This is a genomic window from Rahnella sp. BCC 1045, assembly GCF_019049615.1.
GTDB classification, from domain to species: Bacteria; Pseudomonadota; Gammaproteobacteria; order Enterobacterales; family Enterobacteriaceae; genus Rahnella; species Rahnella contaminans.
Genome location: NZ_JAFMOZ010000133.1, coordinates 61,543 through 79,201 on the forward strand (window position 1 = coordinate 61,543; position 17,659 = coordinate 79,201).

General features: G+C 52.8%; 17 protein-coding genes. 14 read left to right on the forward strand and 3 right to left on the reverse strand.

What is annotated here, in order from left to right; all coding sequences use genetic code 11:
• Nucleotides 1-116 precede the first annotated feature (116 nt).
• The 14 genes from J1782_RS16550 to J1782_RS16615 all read left to right on the forward strand — a co-directional run bounded on the left by J1782_RS16550 (nucleotide 117) and on the right by J1782_RS16615 (nucleotide 14,894).
• Complete coding sequence (locus tag J1782_RS16550) at nucleotides 117-1,286, forward strand: IscS subfamily cysteine desulfurase (protein ID WP_165058501.1); 1,170 nt, start codon at nucleotides 117-119, stop codon at nucleotides 1,284-1,286.
• 81 nt (nucleotides 1,287-1,367) lie between these two features.
• The gene (pepB, locus tag J1782_RS16555; RefSeq protein ID WP_165058499.1) at nucleotides 1,368-2,678 is read left to right on the forward strand and encodes an aminopeptidase PepB; all 1,311 of its coding nucleotides are present in this window, start codon (nucleotides 1,368-1,370) and stop codon (nucleotides 2,676-2,678) included.
• Between the two features lie 82 nt (nucleotides 2,679-2,760).
• On the forward strand, nucleotides 2,761-3,624 hold the full coding sequence (gene sseB / locus J1782_RS16560) for an enhanced serine sensitivity protein SseB (RefSeq protein WP_152324577.1): 864 nt from the start codon (nucleotides 2,761-2,763) through the stop codon (nucleotides 3,622-3,624).
• 222 nt (nucleotides 3,625-3,846) lie between these two features.
• Entirely contained in the window at nucleotides 3,847-4,272 is a 426-nt protein-coding gene (gene ndk, locus J1782_RS16565; RefSeq protein WP_013574367.1) for a nucleoside-diphosphate kinase, read from the forward strand.
• 227 nt (nucleotides 4,273-4,499) lie between these two features.
• Nucleotides 4,500-5,702 (forward strand): bifunctional tRNA (adenosine(37)-C2)-methyltransferase TrmG/ribosomal RNA large subunit methyltransferase RlmN, encoded by a 1,203-nt coding sequence (locus J1782_RS16570; protein ID WP_152324576.1) that lies wholly within the window; start codon nucleotides 4,500-4,502, stop codon nucleotides 5,700-5,702.
• 92 nt (nucleotides 5,703-5,794) lie between these two features.
• Nucleotides 5,795-6,556, forward strand: coding sequence for a type IV pilus biogenesis/stability protein PilW (pilW, locus tag J1782_RS16575; protein ID WP_165058497.1), 762 nt, complete (start codon nucleotides 5,795-5,797; stop codon nucleotides 6,554-6,556).
• Nucleotides 6,546-7,532, forward strand: coding sequence for a cytoskeleton protein RodZ (gene rodZ, locus J1782_RS16580; RefSeq protein WP_217153534.1), 987 nt, complete (start codon nucleotides 6,546-6,548; stop codon nucleotides 7,530-7,532). Before pilW ends, rodZ begins: the two co-directional genes overlap by 11 nt.
• Before the next feature lie 42 nt (nucleotides 7,533-7,574).
• The gene (ispG, locus tag J1782_RS16585) at nucleotides 7,575-8,696 is read left to right on the forward strand and encodes a flavodoxin-dependent (E)-4-hydroxy-3-methylbut-2-enyl-diphosphate synthase (RefSeq protein ID WP_104921069.1); all 1,122 of its coding nucleotides are present in this window, start codon (nucleotides 7,575-7,577) and stop codon (nucleotides 8,694-8,696) included.
• Between the two features lie 131 nt (nucleotides 8,697-8,827).
• Entirely contained in the window at nucleotides 8,828-10,102 is a 1,275-nt protein-coding gene (gene hisS, locus J1782_RS16590; RefSeq protein ID WP_165058496.1) for a histidine--tRNA ligase, read from the forward strand.
• A gap of 13 nt (nucleotides 10,103-10,115) precedes the next feature.
• The gene (locus J1782_RS16595; protein WP_217153535.1) at nucleotides 10,116-10,736 is read left to right on the forward strand and encodes a YfgM family protein; all 621 of its coding nucleotides are present in this window, start codon (nucleotides 10,116-10,118) and stop codon (nucleotides 10,734-10,736) included.
• An 11-nt stretch (nucleotides 10,737-10,747) separates the two neighbouring features.
• The gene (gene bamB, locus J1782_RS16600) at nucleotides 10,748-11,929 is read left to right on the forward strand and encodes an outer membrane protein assembly factor BamB (RefSeq protein ID WP_152324570.1); all 1,182 of its coding nucleotides are present in this window, start codon (nucleotides 10,748-10,750) and stop codon (nucleotides 11,927-11,929) included.
• Between the two features lie 210 nt (nucleotides 11,930-12,139).
• Nucleotides 12,140-13,624: a ribosome biogenesis GTPase Der gene (der, locus tag J1782_RS16605; protein WP_152324569.1), complete on the forward strand. Its 1,485-nt coding sequence runs from the start codon at nucleotides 12,140-12,142 to the stop codon at nucleotides 13,622-13,624.
• Between the two features lie 70 nt (nucleotides 13,625-13,694).
• On the forward strand, nucleotides 13,695-14,651 hold the full coding sequence (locus tag J1782_RS16610; protein ID WP_217153536.1) for an AEC family transporter: 957 nt from the start codon (nucleotides 13,695-13,697) through the stop codon (nucleotides 14,649-14,651).
• Nucleotides 14,652-14,663: 12 nt separating this feature from the next.
• The gene (locus J1782_RS16615) at nucleotides 14,664-14,894 is read left to right on the forward strand and encodes a zinc ribbon domain-containing protein (protein WP_152324567.1); all 231 of its coding nucleotides are present in this window, start codon (nucleotides 14,664-14,666) and stop codon (nucleotides 14,892-14,894) included.
• On the opposite strand, the gene J1782_RS16620 is transcribed toward J1782_RS16615, so the two are convergent.
• From J1782_RS16620 to J1782_RS16630, 3 genes are all read right to left on the reverse strand, one after another.
• Nucleotides 14,879-15,223, reverse strand: coding sequence for a protealysin inhibitor emfourin (locus J1782_RS16620; protein WP_165058490.1), 345 nt, complete (start codon nucleotides 15,221-15,223; stop codon nucleotides 14,879-14,881). The two genes, J1782_RS16615 and J1782_RS16620, sit on opposite strands and share 16 nt — an antisense overlap.
• The gene (locus tag J1782_RS16625; protein WP_165058488.1) at nucleotides 15,224-16,258 is read right to left on the reverse strand and encodes a M4 family metallopeptidase; all 1,035 of its coding nucleotides are present in this window, start codon (nucleotides 16,256-16,258) and stop codon (nucleotides 15,224-15,226) included.
• 136 nt (nucleotides 16,259-16,394) lie between these two features.
• Complete coding sequence (locus J1782_RS16630; RefSeq protein WP_217153537.1) at nucleotides 16,395-17,477, reverse strand: LacI family DNA-binding transcriptional regulator; 1,083 nt, start codon at nucleotides 17,475-17,477, stop codon at nucleotides 16,395-16,397.
• Between the last annotated feature and the right edge of the window lie 182 nt (nucleotides 17,478-17,659).

Genomic DNA, 17,659 nt, shown 5'->3' on the forward strand with positions numbered 1-17,659 from the left:
TAGTGCCCGCAAAACGTCATTTCCCTTTTAAGAATTCGTGAAGCCGTTTTAAACTGGGTGTCGTTTTTTTAATTCTTTCGTTCGCAACAGAACGCGCAGTCCGGAGCTTGCCTGCCATGAAATTACCTATTTATCTCGATTACTCTGCCACTACGCCGGTTGATCCGCGCGTCGCTGAGAAAATGATGCAGTGTCTGACACTGGACGGTACTTTCGGTAATCCGGCTTCCCGTTCTCACCGTTTTGGCTGGCAGGCAGAAGAGGCGGTGGATGTGGCGCGCAACCAGATTGCCGAGCTGATCAATGCCGATCCGCGTGAAATCGTATTCACTTCTGGTGCGACAGAATCCGATAATCTGGCGATCAAAGGTGCCGCGCACGCGCAACGCGAAAAAGGCAAACACATTATTACCAGCCAGACTGAGCATAAAGCGGTGCTTGATACCTGCTATCAGCTGGAAACTGAAGGTTTTGACGTTACGTATCTGGCACCCCAGGCTGACGGTTTTATCGCGCCGGTGGCGATCGAAGCCGCGATGCGTCCGGATACGATCCTGGTATCTATCATGCAGGTGAATAACGAAATCGGCGTGGTGCAGGATATCGCGACCATTGGCGAACTGTGCCGCAGCCGTGGCGTGTTGTTCCACGTGGATGCGACCCAGAGTGTGGGGAAAATTAATATAGATCTCAGCGAGTTGCCGGTCGATTTGATGTCGTTTTCCGCGCACAAGATTTATGGCCCGAAAGGCATCGGCGCGTTGTATGTGCGTCGCAAACCGAAAGTCCGCATCGAAGCACAAATCCACGGCGGCGGTCATGAGCGCGGTATGCGTTCAGGTACATTGCCGGTACATCAGATTGTCGGAATGGGCGAAGCGTATCGTATCGCAAAAGAAGAAATGGCCGCTGAAGTGGTGCGTCTGACCGCACTGCGCGATCGCCTGTGGAAAGGTATTCAGCAGCTTGATCAGGTGTTTCTCAATGGCGCACCGGAACATGCTGCGCCAAATATTCTCAACGTCAGTTTTGCCGATGTTGAAGGTGAATCCCTGATTATGGCGCTTAAGGATCTGGCGGTGTCGTCTGGCTCAGCCTGTACGTCCGCCAGCCTTGAACCCTCTTACGTGCTGCGCGCGCTGGGACTAAGCGAAGAGCTGGCACACGGCTCAATCCGTTTTTCTCTCGGGCGCTGGACGACGGAAGAAGAAATTGATTATGCGGTTGCGCTGGTGGTGAAATCAGTCCGCCGCCTGCGTGAATTGCCCCCTGTTTATACGAAATGAAGTGCCACCCGCTGAAAGGGTGATTTGCCTGTCATTGATAAAGAATATTCATTGAAGATAAAAACAATCAGGAGTCCTGTTATGAGTTCCGAAGTAACGACCAATGAAGCGATGTCCGTTTTCCTTTCGTCTGAGCCCGCTGATGCACGCTGGGGCGAAAAGGCAATCCTGAGCACGGATTCCGCCGGTATGACCATTCATCTGAAAGACGGTGACGCGCTGACCGCAATTTCACGTGCTGCACGCCGCATCGACGGTCAGGGCGTGAAAAACGTCAGACTGGCGGGTGAGGGCTGGGATCTGGAAAACAGCTGGGCATTCTGGCAGGGCTTTCGTGGTCCGAAAGGCACCCGCAATGTTGAATGGGCCGAATTGTCTGAAGATGACGCGAACACGCTGAAACAACGCCTCAAAATCATCGACTGGGTACGTAATACGATTAATACCCCGGCGGAAGATTTATCTCCTGAACAACTGGCCACCCGCGCCGTAGATTTAATGTGTGAGTTTGGCAACGAGAAAGTCAGCTACCGCATCACCAAAGGCGACGATCTGCGCCAGCAAAGTTATATGGGTATCCACACTGTGGGCCGTGGCTCTGACCGTCCGCCGGTCCTGCTGGCACTGGATTACAACCCGAGCGGTGACGCGGATGCCCCGGTGTATGCCTGTCTGGTCGGCAAAGGGATTACCTTCGACACCGGTGGTTACAGCCTGAAACCGAGCGCTTCCATGGATTCCATGAAAGCCGATATGGGCGGTGCCGCCACCCTGACTGGCGCACTGGCACTGGCGGCGGCAAATGGCCTGAACAAACGTGTAAAACTGTATCTTTGCTGTGCGGATAATATGGTCAGCGGTAACGCACTGAAACTTGGCGATATTATCCGTTACCGTAATGGCAAAACTGTTGAAGTCATGAACACTGATGCCGAAGGCCGTCTGGTGCTGGCCGATGGCCTGATCGACGCGTCTGCGCAAAACCCGGAACTGATTATTGATGCGGCAACGCTGACCGGCGCGGCTAAAACGGCGCTGGGTAACGATTACCATGCGCTGTTCAGCTTTGACGATGCACTGGCAGGCGAACTGCTGGAAAGCGCGAAAGCTGAACACGAACCGTTCTGGCGTCTGCCGCTGGAAGAGTTCCACCGTTCACATCTGCCGTCTAACTTTGCCGAGCTGAACAACATTGCCGGCCCTGCGCACACTGCGGGCGCGAGCACGGCGGCAGCCTTCCTGTCTCATTTCGTGACTGAATATAAGAAAGGCTGGCTGCACATCGACTGTTCTGCCACTTACCGTAAAAGCGCGGCGGATCTGTGGTCTGCCGGTGCAACCGGTCTGGGTGTGCGTACCGTAGCGAACTTATTGTTAGCCAAAGCGAAGTAAGTTTCAGAAAGTAATGAATGCATGATGCACAACGGGGCGCTTAACGGCGCCCCGTTTTATACGATTAGCGGAGTTAAGAATCATGAGTGTCCCACACGATCATCTTCCTGCTGGCGCAGCGGCGACTGACGGTGAAAACGAGCTGGAGCGCCTGCTTCGTCTGTCGGTGACCGCACCGGCCTGGCGTCCGGCGTTTTACCAAACCTTGCTGGAATCTACCGTTTTTGTGCTGGGCGATGCAGGGCAGGATGAGGCTGAAAAGCAGGGCAGTGTGGCGATCACCGCTGGCAGTGAACTGAATATTTTGCACTGGGAGAAGCAGGACGGCAGTTCGATCATTCCTTTCTTCTCGTCAGTTGATGTGCTTGAAAAAGCCAGCGCGGGCGAAAGCCCCGACGAGCAGGCGTTTGTTGCGTTGCCTGCCCGTGTGTTATTTGAAATGACGCAGGGCGATGAGCTATTTCTGAATCCTAAATCCGAATACGGAAAGGAATTCACGCCAAACGAAGTCACGCTGCTGCTGAGCAACGGCGGATTGCATGCGCCGTCAGAGCTGGTGCTGGACAAAGAGAGTCAGTTACTGATTGGTCAGCCGGAAGAATATCCTTCAGCAATGATTGATGCGCTAACGACGCTGTTTACCCAGAAAAAACCGGTGCGCCGTGCATTTATGGCGCTCATCCACGATAAAGCGGTGGACGACCAGCCGAACCTGCTGATTGGTTTGGAAGCGGATGGTGACGAGCAGGAAATCGATGCGCTGATCCGTGAGGCGGGCAATGTGGCGAGTGAAACCTCTCCCGACGATCGTCCGGTGGATTTCTGCATAGTTTCTGAAAAGGAACGCGGTATCAGCCATTATCTGATCAGCCACACCCAGCCTTTTTATCAGCGCAAGTGGGGAAGCTGGTTACGGAACATTATTCCGTCGTCGGGCCAGGCATAAATTTGCGGATAAAGCAGGGCAGAGCACCGTTTTGCCCCCGTTTTGTTTAAGGGAAATGGGCGGTTTGGGTGCGATAGTGAATCAATGACACATTTTTTTAATTAAATGTTGTGATTCGGGTAGGCAATCTTAACTTCGCTCCCTATAATCACCGCCATTTTACGGCAGGTATAACATTAAATTAACCGGCCCTACCTATAAAAGTCAGACAGAGGTTTTTTCATGACTATCGAACGTACTTTCTCCATCATCAAGCCAAACTCCGTAGCTAACAACGACATCGGCGCTATCTACGCACGTTTCGAACGCGCGGGTTTCACCATCATCGCGTCTAAAATGCTGAAACTGACTAAAGAACAAGCTGAAGGCTTCTACGCAGAACACAAAGGGCGTCCTTTCTTCGACGGTCTGGTTGAGTTCATGACCTCTGGCCCGATCATGGTTCAGGTTCTGGAAGGCGAAAACGCTGTTCAGCGTAACCGTGACATCATGGGCGCAACGAACCCGGATAACGCTCTGGCAGGTACCCTGCGTGCAGACTTCGCTGACAGCTTCACAGCTAATGCGGTTCACGGTTCTGACGCTGTAGAATCTGCACAACGCGAAATCGCTTACTTCTTCACCGAAAGCGAAATCTGCCCGCGTTAAGATTTTTGGGCAAGCTTCGCTGGAAGATGTGCCGCAAATTCGCAAGAATTTTGTAACAGTCACTTTCCAAACATGGCAACTTTGCCCTAAAATTTGTACAATGTTGCGCCCCGAATGAGCCAGCCTCTTCGGGGCGCAATTTATTTGCAGGCCGCCAGTTTCCGAAAAAGTGCCGGCTCTGCACTTCCAATACGCCATAACGTGTAACAACGAGGCCATTTTTCATCATGTTAGAATCAAACACGCCCGAGCATATCTTGTCTGAGAACACTCCCTTATCCGCAGAAGCCGTGAACACTGTTGTGCCGCCTGCTGCCGCAAAAATTAACCTTCTGGATCTGAACCGCAAACAAATGCGTGAGTTTTTTATCAACATGGGCGAAAAACCGTTCCGTGCTGATCAGGTCATGAAGTGGATGTACCATTATTGCAGCGATGATTTCGAGCAAATGACCGATATCAATAAGCCACTGCGTGAAAAACTGGCCCGCGTTGCAGAAATTCGTGCGCCTGAAGTGGCGTCCGAACAACGTTCCACTGACGGCACCATCAAGTGGGCCATTCAGGTAGGCGGGCAGTTGGTCGAAACCGTGTATATCCCGGACGGCGACCGTGCGACGCTTTGCGTTTCTTCTCAGGTAGGTTGTGCGCTGGAATGTACTTTCTGCTCAACCGCCCAGCAGGGCTTTAACCGTAACCTGCGCGTGTCCGAGATTATCGGCCAGGTATGGCGTGCGGCAAAAATTATCGGTGCCGCAAAAGTGGCCGGTACGCGACCTATCACCAACGTGGTGATGATGGGCATGGGCGAGCCTTTGCTGAACCTGAACAACGTGGTTCCGGCAATGGAAATCATGCTCGACGATTTCGGGTTTGGTCTGTCAAAACGTCGCGTTACGCTCTCCACCTCAGGTGTTGTGCCTGCGCTGGATAAACTCGGCGATATGATTGACGTGGCTCTGGCCATTTCTCTGCACGCGCCAAATGACGCCATCCGCGACGAAATCGTCCCGATTAACCGCAAATACAATATCGATACTTTCCTTGCCGCTGTTGAGCGTTATATCGGTAAATCCAACGCCAATCAGGGCCGCGTGACCATCGAATACGTCATGCTCGACCATATCAACGATGGTACTGAACATGCGCATGAGCTGGCAGAACGTCTGAAAAATACGCCTTGCAAGATTAACCTCATCCCATGGAACCCCTTCCCGGGCGCACCCTATGGCCGCAGCTCCAACAGCCGTATTGACCGTTTCTCGAAAGTGCTGATGGATTACGGTTTCACGGTGATAGTACGTAAAACCCGTGGCGACGACATTGATGCCGCGTGCGGGCAGCTGGCGGGTGACGTAATCGACCGTACTAAACGTACGTTGAAGAAAAAAATGGCAGGCGAGCAGCAGATTTCCGTAAAAGCCGTGTAGTCGCCATAAGCCGTAAGGTGTACGAGGGGGCACTGTGCAGTGCGGGTAAGCCCCCCGTTTTGTTGTCGATGGCAAGATAAAGGGAATTAAGCATGACAATGAATGGCAGTGTGAAGTTGCTGATTGTAGCGGGAATTTCTGTTGCGCTGCTGGCGGGTTGTTCCGGTACGCCGAAAGAAACGCAACAGGCCACGGGCGCAGCGCAAACGCGTCTGGAGCTGGGGATGGAATATCTTTCTCAGGGCAATATGGACGCGGCGAAGCAAAATTTACAGAAAGCCGTGGATGGCGCGCCGGATGATTATCGCACTCAGCTCGGAATGGCGCTTTACGAGCAAAAAAACGGCGATCAGAATGCTGCGCAAAGCCGCTACCAGCAAGCGCTGAAGCTGGCACCGCAAAATGGCACTGTGATGAATAATTACGGTGCGTTTTTGTGTAGTTTAGGGCAGTATGTACCCGCACAACAGCAGTTTAGCGCCGCAGCTAATGCACCTGATTACGGTCAGGTAGCTGACAGCCTGGAAAATGCAGGCTACTGTTTTCTGAAGGCCAATCAGAATGAGGAAGCGCGAGTGTTACTAAGCCGGGCATTAAAAGTTGATCCCGATAAAGGCGCACCCTTGCTGACTGAGGCAACCAAAGAATTTGGGGAAGGGAACCGCGCTCAGGCGAAACTATTACTGGATGTATATCAACATGTTCTGCCAGCCACTGCTGAAAGTATCATGTTACAAATTCGATTCGCTGCGTTAGCGGGCAATCCGGATAGCGTTCAACGCTACGGTAAGCAGCTTGCGCGTAGTTATCCACAATCTAAACAGTACCAGCAGTTCTTAGCTAATGAATACTGAAGCCTCCCAAGAAAATAATGCAAAACTGACCACAGGCGAACGTCTGCGTCAGGCTCGTGAACAGTTAGGTCTCAGTCATCAGGCCGTTGCAGAACGCCTGTGTCTGAAAGTCTCAACTATTCGCCAAATCGAAGAAGAAACGACGCCGGCCGATCTTGCGCCGACTTTCCTGCGTGGTTATCTGCGCTCTTACGCCAAGCTGGTGCACGTTCCTGAAGAGGAACTGTTAGGTCTGATTGGTAAACAAGCTCCCATTAAAGTGCCGAAAGTTGCTTCAATGCAGGGTTTTTCCCTGGGTAAGTCCCGCAAAAAACGCGATGGCTGGCTGATGGGCTTTACCTGGCTTGTAGTGTTTGTGGTGATCGGCCTGACCGGTGCGTGGTGGTGGCAAAATCATCAGGCGCAGCAGCAAGAAATCGCCACCATGGCTGACCAGTCTTCTGCGCAACTGAATCAGGATAATGGTCAGGGTCAAGCGGTTCCTCTGGGTGATAACGCGAACTCTGCGCCGACCACAGAAGATACGTCTTCTGCGCAGGCGACCGAGCCGCAGCCACAAAACAGTATTCCGCTGAATACCACACCGGCTCCTGCTACCGCCGCAGGCACTACACCGGCTGTAACGGGTTCACAGGAACCGGCAGCGGTTTCTACCAGCCAGCCAGCAACAACGGCTGAGAATGGTCTGCCTACGGGTGACGCACAAACTGCTGCGGCAGCAGGTGCAGATCCACAAGCGGTTGCTTTGACTTTTAAGGCTGACTGCTGGTTACAAATCGATGACGCATCAGGTAAAACCCTGTTCAGCGGCATTAAAAAAGGCGGCGAGTCACTCAGCGTTAAGGGCACTGCGCCGTATAAGCTGAAAATCGGTGCTCCGGGTGCGGTGGATATCCAATTCCAGGGCAAACCGGTTGATTTAAGTCGTTTTGTAAAATCAAGCCGTGTTGCACGCCTGACCTTAGCTGCCGAGTAATCGGCAGTTTGTCAGACGCTTGTAACGATGGAGAGTGAAGTAATGCATAACCAAGCACCCATTACCCGTCGCAAATCAACCCGGATTTATGTCGGCAAGGTGCCTGTAGGTGACGGCGCGCCGATTGCAGTGCAATCGATGACCAACACCCGCACCACAGACGTAGCGGCGACAGTCGCACAAATCAAATCACTGGAACGCGTGGGTGTCGATATTGTCCGCGTTTCTGTGCCTACAATGGATGCCGCTGAGGCGTTCAAACTTATCAAGCAGCAGGTTAATGTCCCGCTGGTCGCTGATATCCATTTTGATTACCGCATCGCGCTGCAAGTAGCAGAATACGGCGTGGATTGCCTGCGTATTAACCCGGGCAATATCGGTAACGAATCCCGCATCCGCTCCGTAGTGGATTGCGCCCGCGACAAAAATATTCCTATCCGTATCGGTGTGAACGGCGGCTCTCTGGAAAAAGATATCCAGGAAAAGTACGGCGAACCTACTCCGCAAGCGCTGCTGGAATCTGCGATGCGTCACGTCGATATTCTCGATCGCCTCAACTTTGATCAGTTTAAAGTCAGCGTGAAAGCGTCCGACGTTTTTCTGGCCGTTGAGTCTTACCGCCTGCTGGCCAAACAAATTGTTCAGCCATTGCACCTTGGGATTACGGAGGCGGGCGGTCTACGCGCCGGTTCTGTCAAGTCGGCTATCGGGCTGGGTTTACTGCTGTCAGAAGGTATCGGCGACACGCTGCGTATCTCACTGGCGGCCGATCCTGTCGAAGAAGTGAAAGTCGGTTTTGATATCCTGAAGTCATTGCGTATCCGTTCCCGTGGGATCAACTTCATTGCCTGCCCGACCTGTTCACGTCAGGAATTTGATGTCATCGGTACGGTGAATGCGCTGGAACAGCGTCTGGAAGATCTCATTACGCCAATGGATGTTTCGATCATCGGTTGCGTGGTGAATGGCCCGGGAGAAGCGCTGGTCTCCACAATCGGTGTTACGGGTGGTCATAATAAAAGCGGTTTCTACGAAGATGGTGTTCGTCAGAGAGAGCGTTTTGACAACACAGATATGATCGACCAGTTAGAAGCAAAAATTCGCGCCAAAGCGGCGATTATGGATGAGAGTAAACGTATCGTTATCAATCATCTTGAAAAGTAACATCGGTTGCGGGCGTCTGCGGACGCCTGCATTATATTGAACCCGGTAGGGGATAGTGTCTGCGCGTTGAACCGCAGGGCACAAAACCCCTATAATCGGGTTCATTTTTTATAAAACGATAGAGAACTGACGTGGCAAAGAATATCCAGGCCATTCGCGGCATGAACGACTATCTGCCTGAAGACACGGCATTATGGCAGCGTATCGAAGGTACGTTGAAACAAGTGCTCGGCGGTTACGGCTACAGTGAGATCCGTATGCCGATTGTAGAGCAGACCCCATTGTTTAAGCGCGCTATCGGTGAAGTGACCGATGTCGTGGAAAAAGAAATGTATACCTTTGAAGACCGCAACGGTGAAAGCCTGACGCTGCGTCCTGAAGGTACGGCTGGCTGCGTCCGTGCCGGCATCGAACATGGTCTGCTGTACAATCAGGAACAACGTCTGTGGTACATCGGCCCGATGTTCCGCTACGAGCGCCCGCAAAAAGGCCGCTATCGTCAGTTTAATCAGCTCGGTGTGGAAGTCTTTGGCCTGCAAGGCCCGGATGTTGATGCCGAACTGATCCTCCTGAGTGCCCGCTGGTGGCGTGCGCTGGGTATCGCTGAACACGTTACGCTTGAGCTGAACTCTATCGGCTCTCTGGAAGCCCGCGCCAATTATCGTGATGCGCTGGTGGCTTTCCTTGAGCAGCATAAAGACAAGCTGGATGAAGACTGTAAACGCCGCATGTACAGCAATCCGCTGCGCGTTCTGGACTCTAAAAATCCGGATATTCAGGCGTTATTAAATGATGCGCCGAAGCTCGGTGATTATCTTGATGATGAATCAAGAGAACACTTTGCAGGTCTGTGTGAACTTTTAGAGCAGTCTGGTATCCCATATACGGTTAATCAGCGACTTGTGCGCGGTCTGGATTATTACAACCGCACCGTGTTCGAGTGGGTAACCAGCAGCCTGGGGGCGCAGGGCACCGTGTGTGCTGGTGGCCGTTATGACGGGCTGGTAGAACAATTGGGTGGTCGTGCAACACCTGCCGTCGGTTTTGCTATGGGACTGGAGCGCCTGGTCTTACTGGTTCAGGCTGTAAATCCAGATTTCAAAGCACCTGCGACGGTAGATGCTTATGTGATTTCTTCTGGTGCGGGTACGCAAAGTGCGGCGATGCAACTGGCTGAAACGCTGCGTGATGCACTGCCTGAACTGAAAGTGATGACTAACTACGGTGGCGGTAACTTCAAAAAGCAATTTGCCCGTGCTGACAAATGGGGTGCTCGCATTGCCCTGGTGCTGGGTGAAGATGAAGTCGCAAACCTGCAGGTTGTTGTAAAAGATCTGCAAAGTGGAACGCAAGAAACGCTGGCGCAAAGCGAACTCGCCGCGCGTCTGGCTTCGATGTTGGGTTAAGGAGAAGGACACTGTGGAAGTCTATACCACTGAGAATGAACAGGTTGATGCTGTACGTCGCTTCTTTGCCGAGAACGGTAAAGCGCTGGCCATCGGCGTGGTTCTGGGGATTGCAGCCCTGAGTGGCTGGCGTTTCTGGCAGAGCCATCAGGACTCAGCCTTGACGGAAGCCTCTGCCTCTTTCCAGAAAGCTAATCAGTCGCTGACCGCGAATAGCGCTCAGGGTGTTGCTGACCTCGAAAAATTTGCGCAGAGCAATGACAACAATTACGGGGTGTTTGCTGCCCTGCAACTGGCCGATCATTTCGTGGAAGCGAAAGATTTCGCGAATGCTGAAAAGCAGCTGGCGCAGGCACAAGGCTTTGCAAAAGAAGATAATTTACATTCGCTGGTGAATTTACGTCTGGCTCGTGTCCAGATGCAGCAAGGCAAATTTGATGATGCACTCAAAACGTTAGACGGCGTGAAGGGTCAAGGCTGGGTGGCAATGCAGCAAGGCATCCGCGGTGATGTTCTGCTGGCAAAAGGCGATGCAAAAGGCGCTCGCGAAGCCTACAGCAAAGGAATTGATTCTAAACCCTCTCAAACGCTGCAAACCATGCTGCGTATGAAATTGAACAACTTAGCCAGCTAAGGGGAACCCCGATGCAATTGCGTAAAACACTCTTGGTAGGATGGGTTTCTGTTGCCCTGCTGAGTGGCTGTTCATTGTTTAACAGCGAAGAAGACGTTGTGAAAATGTCTCCGCTGCCAAAAGTTGAAAACCAGTTCACTCCGACGAAAGTCTGGAGCAAGTCTGTCGGCAATGGCGTAGGCGAATACTATTCCAACCTGCATCCTGCCTGGCAGGACAGCACCATCTATGCCGCCGACCGCTTTGGTGTGGTGAAAGCGCTGGATGCGGACAGCGGGAAGGAAAAATGGAGTGTTAACCTGTCTGAAAAAACCGGTTTCTTCTCCAGCAATATCTCGGCTCAGCTTTCCGGTGGCCTGACAGTTTCCGGTGATCATGTTTACGTCGGCAGCGAAAAAGCTGTGGTTTACGCATTGAACACGGCAGATGGTACCGTGGCATGGCAGACTAAAGTGGCGGGTGAAGCGTTATCCCGCCCGGTAGTCAGCGATGGTCTGGTTCTGGTTCACACTGGCAACGGTATGTTGCAGGGTCTGAGTGAGTCCGATGGTACAATCCAGTGGACCGCTAACCTTGATATGCCAACGCTCTCTCTGCGTGGTGAATCTGCGCCTGCGGTTGCGTTTGGTGCGGCTATCGTCGGCGGTGATAACGGTCGCGTAAGCGCCGTGCTGATGAAAGAAGGCCAGTTGATCTGGCAGCAACGTATTTCTCAGACTACCGGAACGACTGAAATCGATCGTCTTAGCGATGTGGATACTACGCCGGTTATCGTTGATGGCGTTGTGTATACGCTGGCTTATAACGGCAATCTGGTGGCGATGGATCTGCGTTCTGGTCAGATTGCGTGGAAACGTGATGTGGGTTCCGTGAATGACATCATCGTTGATGCTGGCCGTATTTATCTGGTCGATCAGGATGACCGCGTTATGGCCCTCGACACCCAGGGCGGCGTGAGCCTGTGGCGTCAAAGTGAATTGCTGCACCGTAACCTGACGGCACCTGTGCTGTATAATGGTTACCTTGTGGTCGGTGATTCCGAAGGTTATCTGCACTGGATCAACACCACGGATGGCCGTTTTGTTGCTCAGCAGAAAGTTGACAGCGATGGCTTCCTGAGTGCGCCGATTGTGGCAAGCGACAAGCTGGTTGTGCAGGCGAAAGGCGGCGAAGTTTACTCCTTTACACGCTGATATCGCGACCCGCGTCTGGCTTTGAGATCGCTTGATCCCGGCCTTTAAAACGGCTCCTGAATTGCTCAGGGGCCGTTTCGTATTCTGAAAATAGCGTAATGACTCATTGAGAATTACGGCGTAAGAAATTGAATTATAGCGGTTTGCCTGAATTTACAGGCGTGCCGTCTATTTGCGTTTAGCTCTATATATAAAAACTGAGGCTTCAAAATGATACCTGTCGTTGCGCTTGTTGGGCGCCCGAATGTGGGTAAATCCACTTTATTTAACCGTTTAACCAAGACGCGTGATGCGCTGGTTGCGGATTTCCCGGGGCTTACGCGTGACCGCAAGTATGGTCGTGCAGAAATTGAGGGTAATGAATTCATCATCGTTGATACCGGCGGTATCGACGGTACCGAAGATGGCGTTGAAACCCGTATGGCCGGGCAGTCACTGCTGGCAATCGAAGAAGCCGACATCGTCTTGTTCATGGTGGATGCGCGCGCGGGCCTGATGCCTGCCGATCAGGGCATTGCCCAGCATCTGCGCAGCCGTGAAAAAGCGACGTTCCTGGTCGCCAACAAAACTGACGGTTTAGACCCTGATAGCGCCACCGGCGATTTCTATTCCCTCGGTCTGGGCGAAGTATACGCGATTGCCGCTTCCCACGGCCGTGGTGTAGCACAACTGATTGAACACGTTCTGGTGCCGTTTGTTGGTGAAAAACCTGTAGAAGTTGAGCTGAGTGAAGAAGAAGCCAACGCCGCTTACTGGGCTGAACAGGAAGCAACCGGTGATGAAATCCCGGAAGACGAAGAAGATAATTTCGACCCGACAACATTGCCTATCAAACTGGCTATCGTCGGGCGTCCGAACGTAGGTAAGTCCACACTGACTAACCGCATTCTGGGTGAAGAGCGCGTCGTGGTTTACGACATGCCGGGCACCACGCGCGACAGTATTTATATTCCGATGGTGCGCGACGAACGCGAATACGTTCTTATCGACACCGCCGGTGTGCGCAAACGCGGTAAAGTTACTGAAACGGTTGAGAAATTCTCCGTTATCAAAACGCTGAAGGCGATTGAAGACGCGAACGTCGTGATGCTGGTTATTGATGCCCGTGACGGTATCTCCGATCAGGATTTGTCACTGCTGGGCTTCATCCTCAACAGCGGGCGTTCACTGCTGATTGTGGTGAACAAGTGGGATGGAATGAGCGAAGAAGCGCGTGCGCAGGTGAAAGACCAGTTGGATCTGCGCCTCGGTTTCGTTGACTTCGCGCGTATCCACTTCATCTCAGCCCTGCACGGCAGCGGCGTGGGTAACCTGTTCGAATCCGTGATTGAAGCGTACACCTGCGCAACTACGCGTGTGAGCACTTCCTTACTGACACGTATCATGCAAATGGCGGCAGACGATCACCAGCCACCGCTGGTCAATGGCCGTCGCGTTAAGCTGAAATATGCGCACGCGGGGGGGTATAACCCGCCAATCGTGGTAATTCACGGTAACCAGGTGAAAGATCTGGCTGATTCCTATAAACGCTATCTGATGAACTACTTCCGTCGCTCACTGAAAGTGATGGGTACGCCAATACGTATTCAGTTCAAAGAGGGTGAGAACCCGTTTGAAGGCAAGCGTAATACCCTGACGCCTAACCAGATGCGTAAGCGTAAGCGTCTGATGTCTCACCTGAAAAAAAGCAAATAATGATTTACGGGGTGCATGAAAATGCGCCCCATTTTTTTTATCTCTTTTTACCCTGCAAGGAGCTGGCTGGATGTTCTGGCAGACCTGGAGTTTTGCGTTTGGCGTTACTGTTCCGAATTTACTGATCTTACTGCTGGGCGTGATGCTGCGCCGCACAGGCCTGATGGACGACAATTTCAACGAGAAAGCCAGCCGGTTAGTGTTTAACATTGCGCTGCCTTGCCTGCTCTTTTTCAGCGTTGCGCAGGGGCACGACTCCTCCGGCTCAAACCTGCCGCTGGCGCTTTACGGCGGGATCGCCACCGTCGTTTCATTTTTACTGCTGGAGCTGGTCGCCCTTAAGCTGGTGAAAGATCCCCGCGAACGCGGCATCTTTGTGCAGGGAGGATTCCGCGCCAATACCGGTATCGCCGGTCTTGCGTACGCCTCGCTGGCATTTGGTAATGAAGGCATTGCCTTGGGATCGATGTATCTGGCGGTGACGGTGATTCTGTTCAACGTGCTGTCCGTTATTACGCTGACCCGCAGCCTGAAAGGCGGGCAGGGGAAACGGATCGGGATGAAGCCGATTTTGCATGGGATAGTGACTAACCCGCTGATTATTGGTCTGGTTCTTGGCCTGGCATTCCAGCACAGCCATTTGCCGATGCCGGCAACGATCGCCAGCACAGGTGATTTTATTTCCGGCATGGCGCTGCCGCTGGCGATGCTGTGCGCCGGTGCAAGCCTGGACTGGCGCGCGATGTTCCGCAGTTCTAACGTGGCGGCCTGGTCTTCGGCGTCGCGTGTTATTTTTGTCCCTGCGCTGATGACGTTCGGCGCATGGCTGTTCGGTTTTCGTGGTGCCGCGCTGGGCGTGATTTTTCTCTTTTCATGTACACCGACGGCGGCTGGTAGCTATGTGATGACGCGCGCGATGGGCGGTAACGCCACGCTGGCGGCCAATATTATCGCCCTCACAACGCTGGGATCATTTTTCACGACGGCGCTGGGGCTGTATTTACTGCGCACACTTGGCGTCATTTAGAGGAGATATACGATGGATGCGCTCTGTCCGGTCTGCGGTCAGCCGATGAGCTGGATAAGTGGTCACTTTCACTGTGACACCTGCCAGACAAGTTACACACAAACGGCGTTATGCCCGGATTGTCAGCAACCGTTGCAGGAACTGAAAGCCTGCGGCGCAGTCGATTACTTCTGCCAAAACGGGCATGGGATGATTTCTAAAAAACGGGTGATTTTTACCTGTTCACTTTATTCAGAAGAGTGATCGTCGGGCTGAGCCTGTTTCCATAAATCGACCAGTTCTTCAGGTGTCTCAGTTTCGGGAATAATGACCACCAGACTGGCGGAGTGCTCTGCTGACGTGTAATAAATTTCGAGACGGAAATAACGCTGGTCACCCCGACCAGCGTTTTCTTTTTCCTGAGCATAAGGCAGGGCTTTATTGATGAGCTGGCAAATTTCCCGCCGTTTGTCATCACTCATGCCTGAAAGCTCAACCCGTCGCGGTCCGCTGAGTTTGGGGATAAACGCGACCCCGCCCTCACGGTAGATTTCAATTACCGTATTACTTTCCAGCGAATCTAAAGGTTTCATTTACATCACTCCAACCTGCTCCCAGGCTTCACGAACCGCTTGCGCAACCGAATCGTCAAAGCGTTTGCCCGCATTTTTGACCGTCAGCTGTGCGAAGGCGACAAAGTCAGCATCTTTCGCCAGAGATTTATCGCAGACCGTGTCGTACCAGACATACCCCGCGCGCTCCCAGGCATTGCCTCCCAGTTTAGTGGCTGCCAGATAAAATGCGCGGTTAGGGATCCCTGAATTGATATGTACGCCGCCATTATCGTCGCGGGTATTCACATACCCTTTCATGTCGGCTGGCTGCGGGTCTTTACCGAGCAGCGGGTCATCGTAGGCCGTTCCCGGGTGTGACATTGAACGTAAGCCGGTGCCGTGAATGCCTTTTGCCAGCAGGCCTTCGCCGATAATCCAGTCGGCTTTATCTGCCGTCTGCTTCAGATGAAACTGCTTCACCAGCGAACCGAACACATCCGACAGGGATTCATTCAGCGCACCCGATTGCCCGTTATAATCCAGACCCGCCTCGCTTTCGGTCACGCCGTGGGAAAGTTCGTGACCCACAACGTCAATCGCAATGGTGAACCTGTTAAAAATCTCACCGTCGCCGTCGCCAAACACCATCTGCTGACCGTTCCAGAAAGCGTTCTGATAGCCTTTGTCGTAGTGAACGGTGCCCAGCAACGCCAGCCCTTTATTGTCCAGGGAATTACGCTGATACGCCTGCCAGAAGAAATCATAGGTTACACCGAGATAATCATAGGCTTCATCAACAGCCACATCGCCGTTACTGGCCTCACCTTCTTTACGTACCGATTCACCCGGCAGTTTTGTGGTGTTCTTAGCGTCATAAATATCACGCTCAACCTGACCCGCTTTGGCGGTCACAATCTTTTGGGGTTTCGCATAAGGCTGCGCCATTAACGTATTGACGTGGACGAGCGTTTGTTTCGCGCACCGGCGCTGAGGTTCTGAGCCGTGCTCGATAATACGGTTAAGCATATACGGAGGGATAACGCTGTTGTAACGCTTCGCTGAACTGTGATTCATCGTGAATCTCCTTATCAAGTGCCACCCGTGGGTGAAAGAAAGGCGTTCTGACTGCCTGATACTGAAAGGAGGCTAATGATTAGCCGTCTCCTGTCAGTATAGGACTGCGCTGCGTGATGTCCGTGAAAGATGAGATTTATCTGTCCGGCAGAGGGTCATACAAAAGATGCGGGCGTGGAGTCACGGCACGGCCGGTGGCTTTGCGCACCGAATTGCGCACCACCAGTTTTCCCTGCAAAAGCTGAGTGGTGTGAGGCGCATCCGGACGCAACATTCTGCGTTGCAGCAGGGCGATGGCTTCCGCGCCCAGTTCGTCACGCGGAACGTGAACGGCGGTCAGCGGGACATCGTGAATTTCGGCCAGATTAAATCCGTCGGTGCTGATGACGCTGATATCGCCGGGCACTGATAACCCTCTTTTCGCCAGCGCGGCTACCACGCCTGACGCCATAAAGTCGCCACCGGCCAAAATAGCGGTTGGCAACGGCTGTTCCGGTGGCAGTGAATCGAAGTATTCCAGCAGCGCCTGTTCACTTTCCTGTGCGCCAAATCCTGACGTATTCAGCAAATGCTGGCTGTCGCTGAACGTCTGATGATGGCGGGCGAACGCCTGTTTAATGCCGGTCAGGCGCAGCTCCATGGTATGACGGCGCAGACATTGCACTGTCACGATATGGGTATGACCCTGCGCGAACAGATAGTCGCAGGCGAAATCGCCCATCGTCTGGTGATCGGGGCTGACGCTGTCGTGACGCATATGCCGGTCATGGCAATTGACCAGCACACAGGGTTTTGCCATTTCTGCCGCCAGCTGATGAATATGCGGGTCGTCGATGCCGACCAGTAAAACGGCTTCAGTCAGCGGATCGGTCATTTTGGCGATGAAAAGTGCGGCGTCGGCGTTTTCTTCTTCCATCGGACAATAGCGGACACGCACTTCGTGACTGGCCGTAGACGCCAGAATGCCCTGGATCACTTTGTAGTAAAAAATATCACTGCGTACATCAAAGGCGCGGGCCGGGGCGAAAATGATGAGATTGTTGAGCATCAGCCTGCCGGTGGACAGTTCGTCAAAAACGCCCTGCGATTTGGCACATTTAAGCACAAGGTCACGGGCTTTGGTGCTGGTGTTATTTTTTCCTGCCAGAACACGCGAAACCGTGCTGATCGACAGCCCCGTCTGGTCGGCAATTTGCTGGATATTTAACTTTCCTTTCAAACTGTGATCTCCTTCAAAATCGCTCCTGCAAAATTTTTCACCCAGGAAGATGGCTACCCCATAAGCTTTTGCCAGCTCCCGTTTCGCCACGAAGTTATAGCGTGAAAGCTTTTGCAAAAAATCACGTTTCGCTCACAAATCCGTCTGCCTACTCTGCGGAAGTCCCTCAAATAACACATCAT

Bases quoted from the DNA above. Each gene is read 5' to 3' on its own strand.
- sseB (WP_152324577.1), top strand. From the start codon at position 2,761: ATGAGTGTCCCACACGATCATCTTCCTGCTGGCGCAGCGGCGACTGAC.
- J1782_RS16625 (WP_165058488.1), bottom strand. From the start codon at position 16,258: ATGAATCACAGTTCAGCGAAGCGTTACAACAGCGTTATCCCTCCGTAT.
- J1782_RS16570 (WP_152324576.1), top strand. From the start codon at position 4,500: ATGTTAGAATCAAACACGCCCGAGCATATCTTGTCTGAGAACACTCCC.
- bamB (WP_152324570.1), top strand. From the start codon at position 10,748: ATGCAATTGCGTAAAACACTCTTGGTAGGATGGGTTTCTGTTGCCCTG.
- ndk (WP_013574367.1), top strand. From the start codon at position 3,847: ATGACTATCGAACGTACTTTCTCCATCATCAAGCCAAACTCCGTAGCT.
- ispG (WP_104921069.1), top strand. From the start codon at position 7,575: ATGCATAACCAAGCACCCATTACCCGTCGCAAATCAACCCGGATTTAT.
- J1782_RS16550 (WP_165058501.1), top strand. From the start codon at position 117: ATGAAATTACCTATTTATCTCGATTACTCTGCCACTACGCCGGTTGAT.
- J1782_RS16615 (WP_152324567.1), top strand. From the start codon at position 14,664: ATGGATGCGCTCTGTCCGGTCTGCGGTCAGCCGATGAGCTGGATAAGT.
- der (WP_152324569.1), top strand. From the start codon at position 12,140: ATGATACCTGTCGTTGCGCTTGTTGGGCGCCCGAATGTGGGTAAATCC.
- pilW (WP_165058497.1), top strand. From the start codon at position 5,795: ATGACAATGAATGGCAGTGTGAAGTTGCTGATTGTAGCGGGAATTTCT.
- pepB (WP_165058499.1), top strand. From the start codon at position 1,368: ATGAGTTCCGAAGTAACGACCAATGAAGCGATGTCCGTTTTCCTTTCG.
- J1782_RS16610 (WP_217153536.1), top strand. From the start codon at position 13,695: ATGTTCTGGCAGACCTGGAGTTTTGCGTTTGGCGTTACTGTTCCGAAT.
- J1782_RS16620 (WP_165058490.1), bottom strand. From the start codon at position 15,223: ATGAAACCTTTAGATTCGCTGGAAAGTAATACGGTAATTGAAATCTAC.
- rodZ (WP_217153534.1), top strand. From the start codon at position 6,546: ATGAATACTGAAGCCTCCCAAGAAAATAATGCAAAACTGACCACAGGC.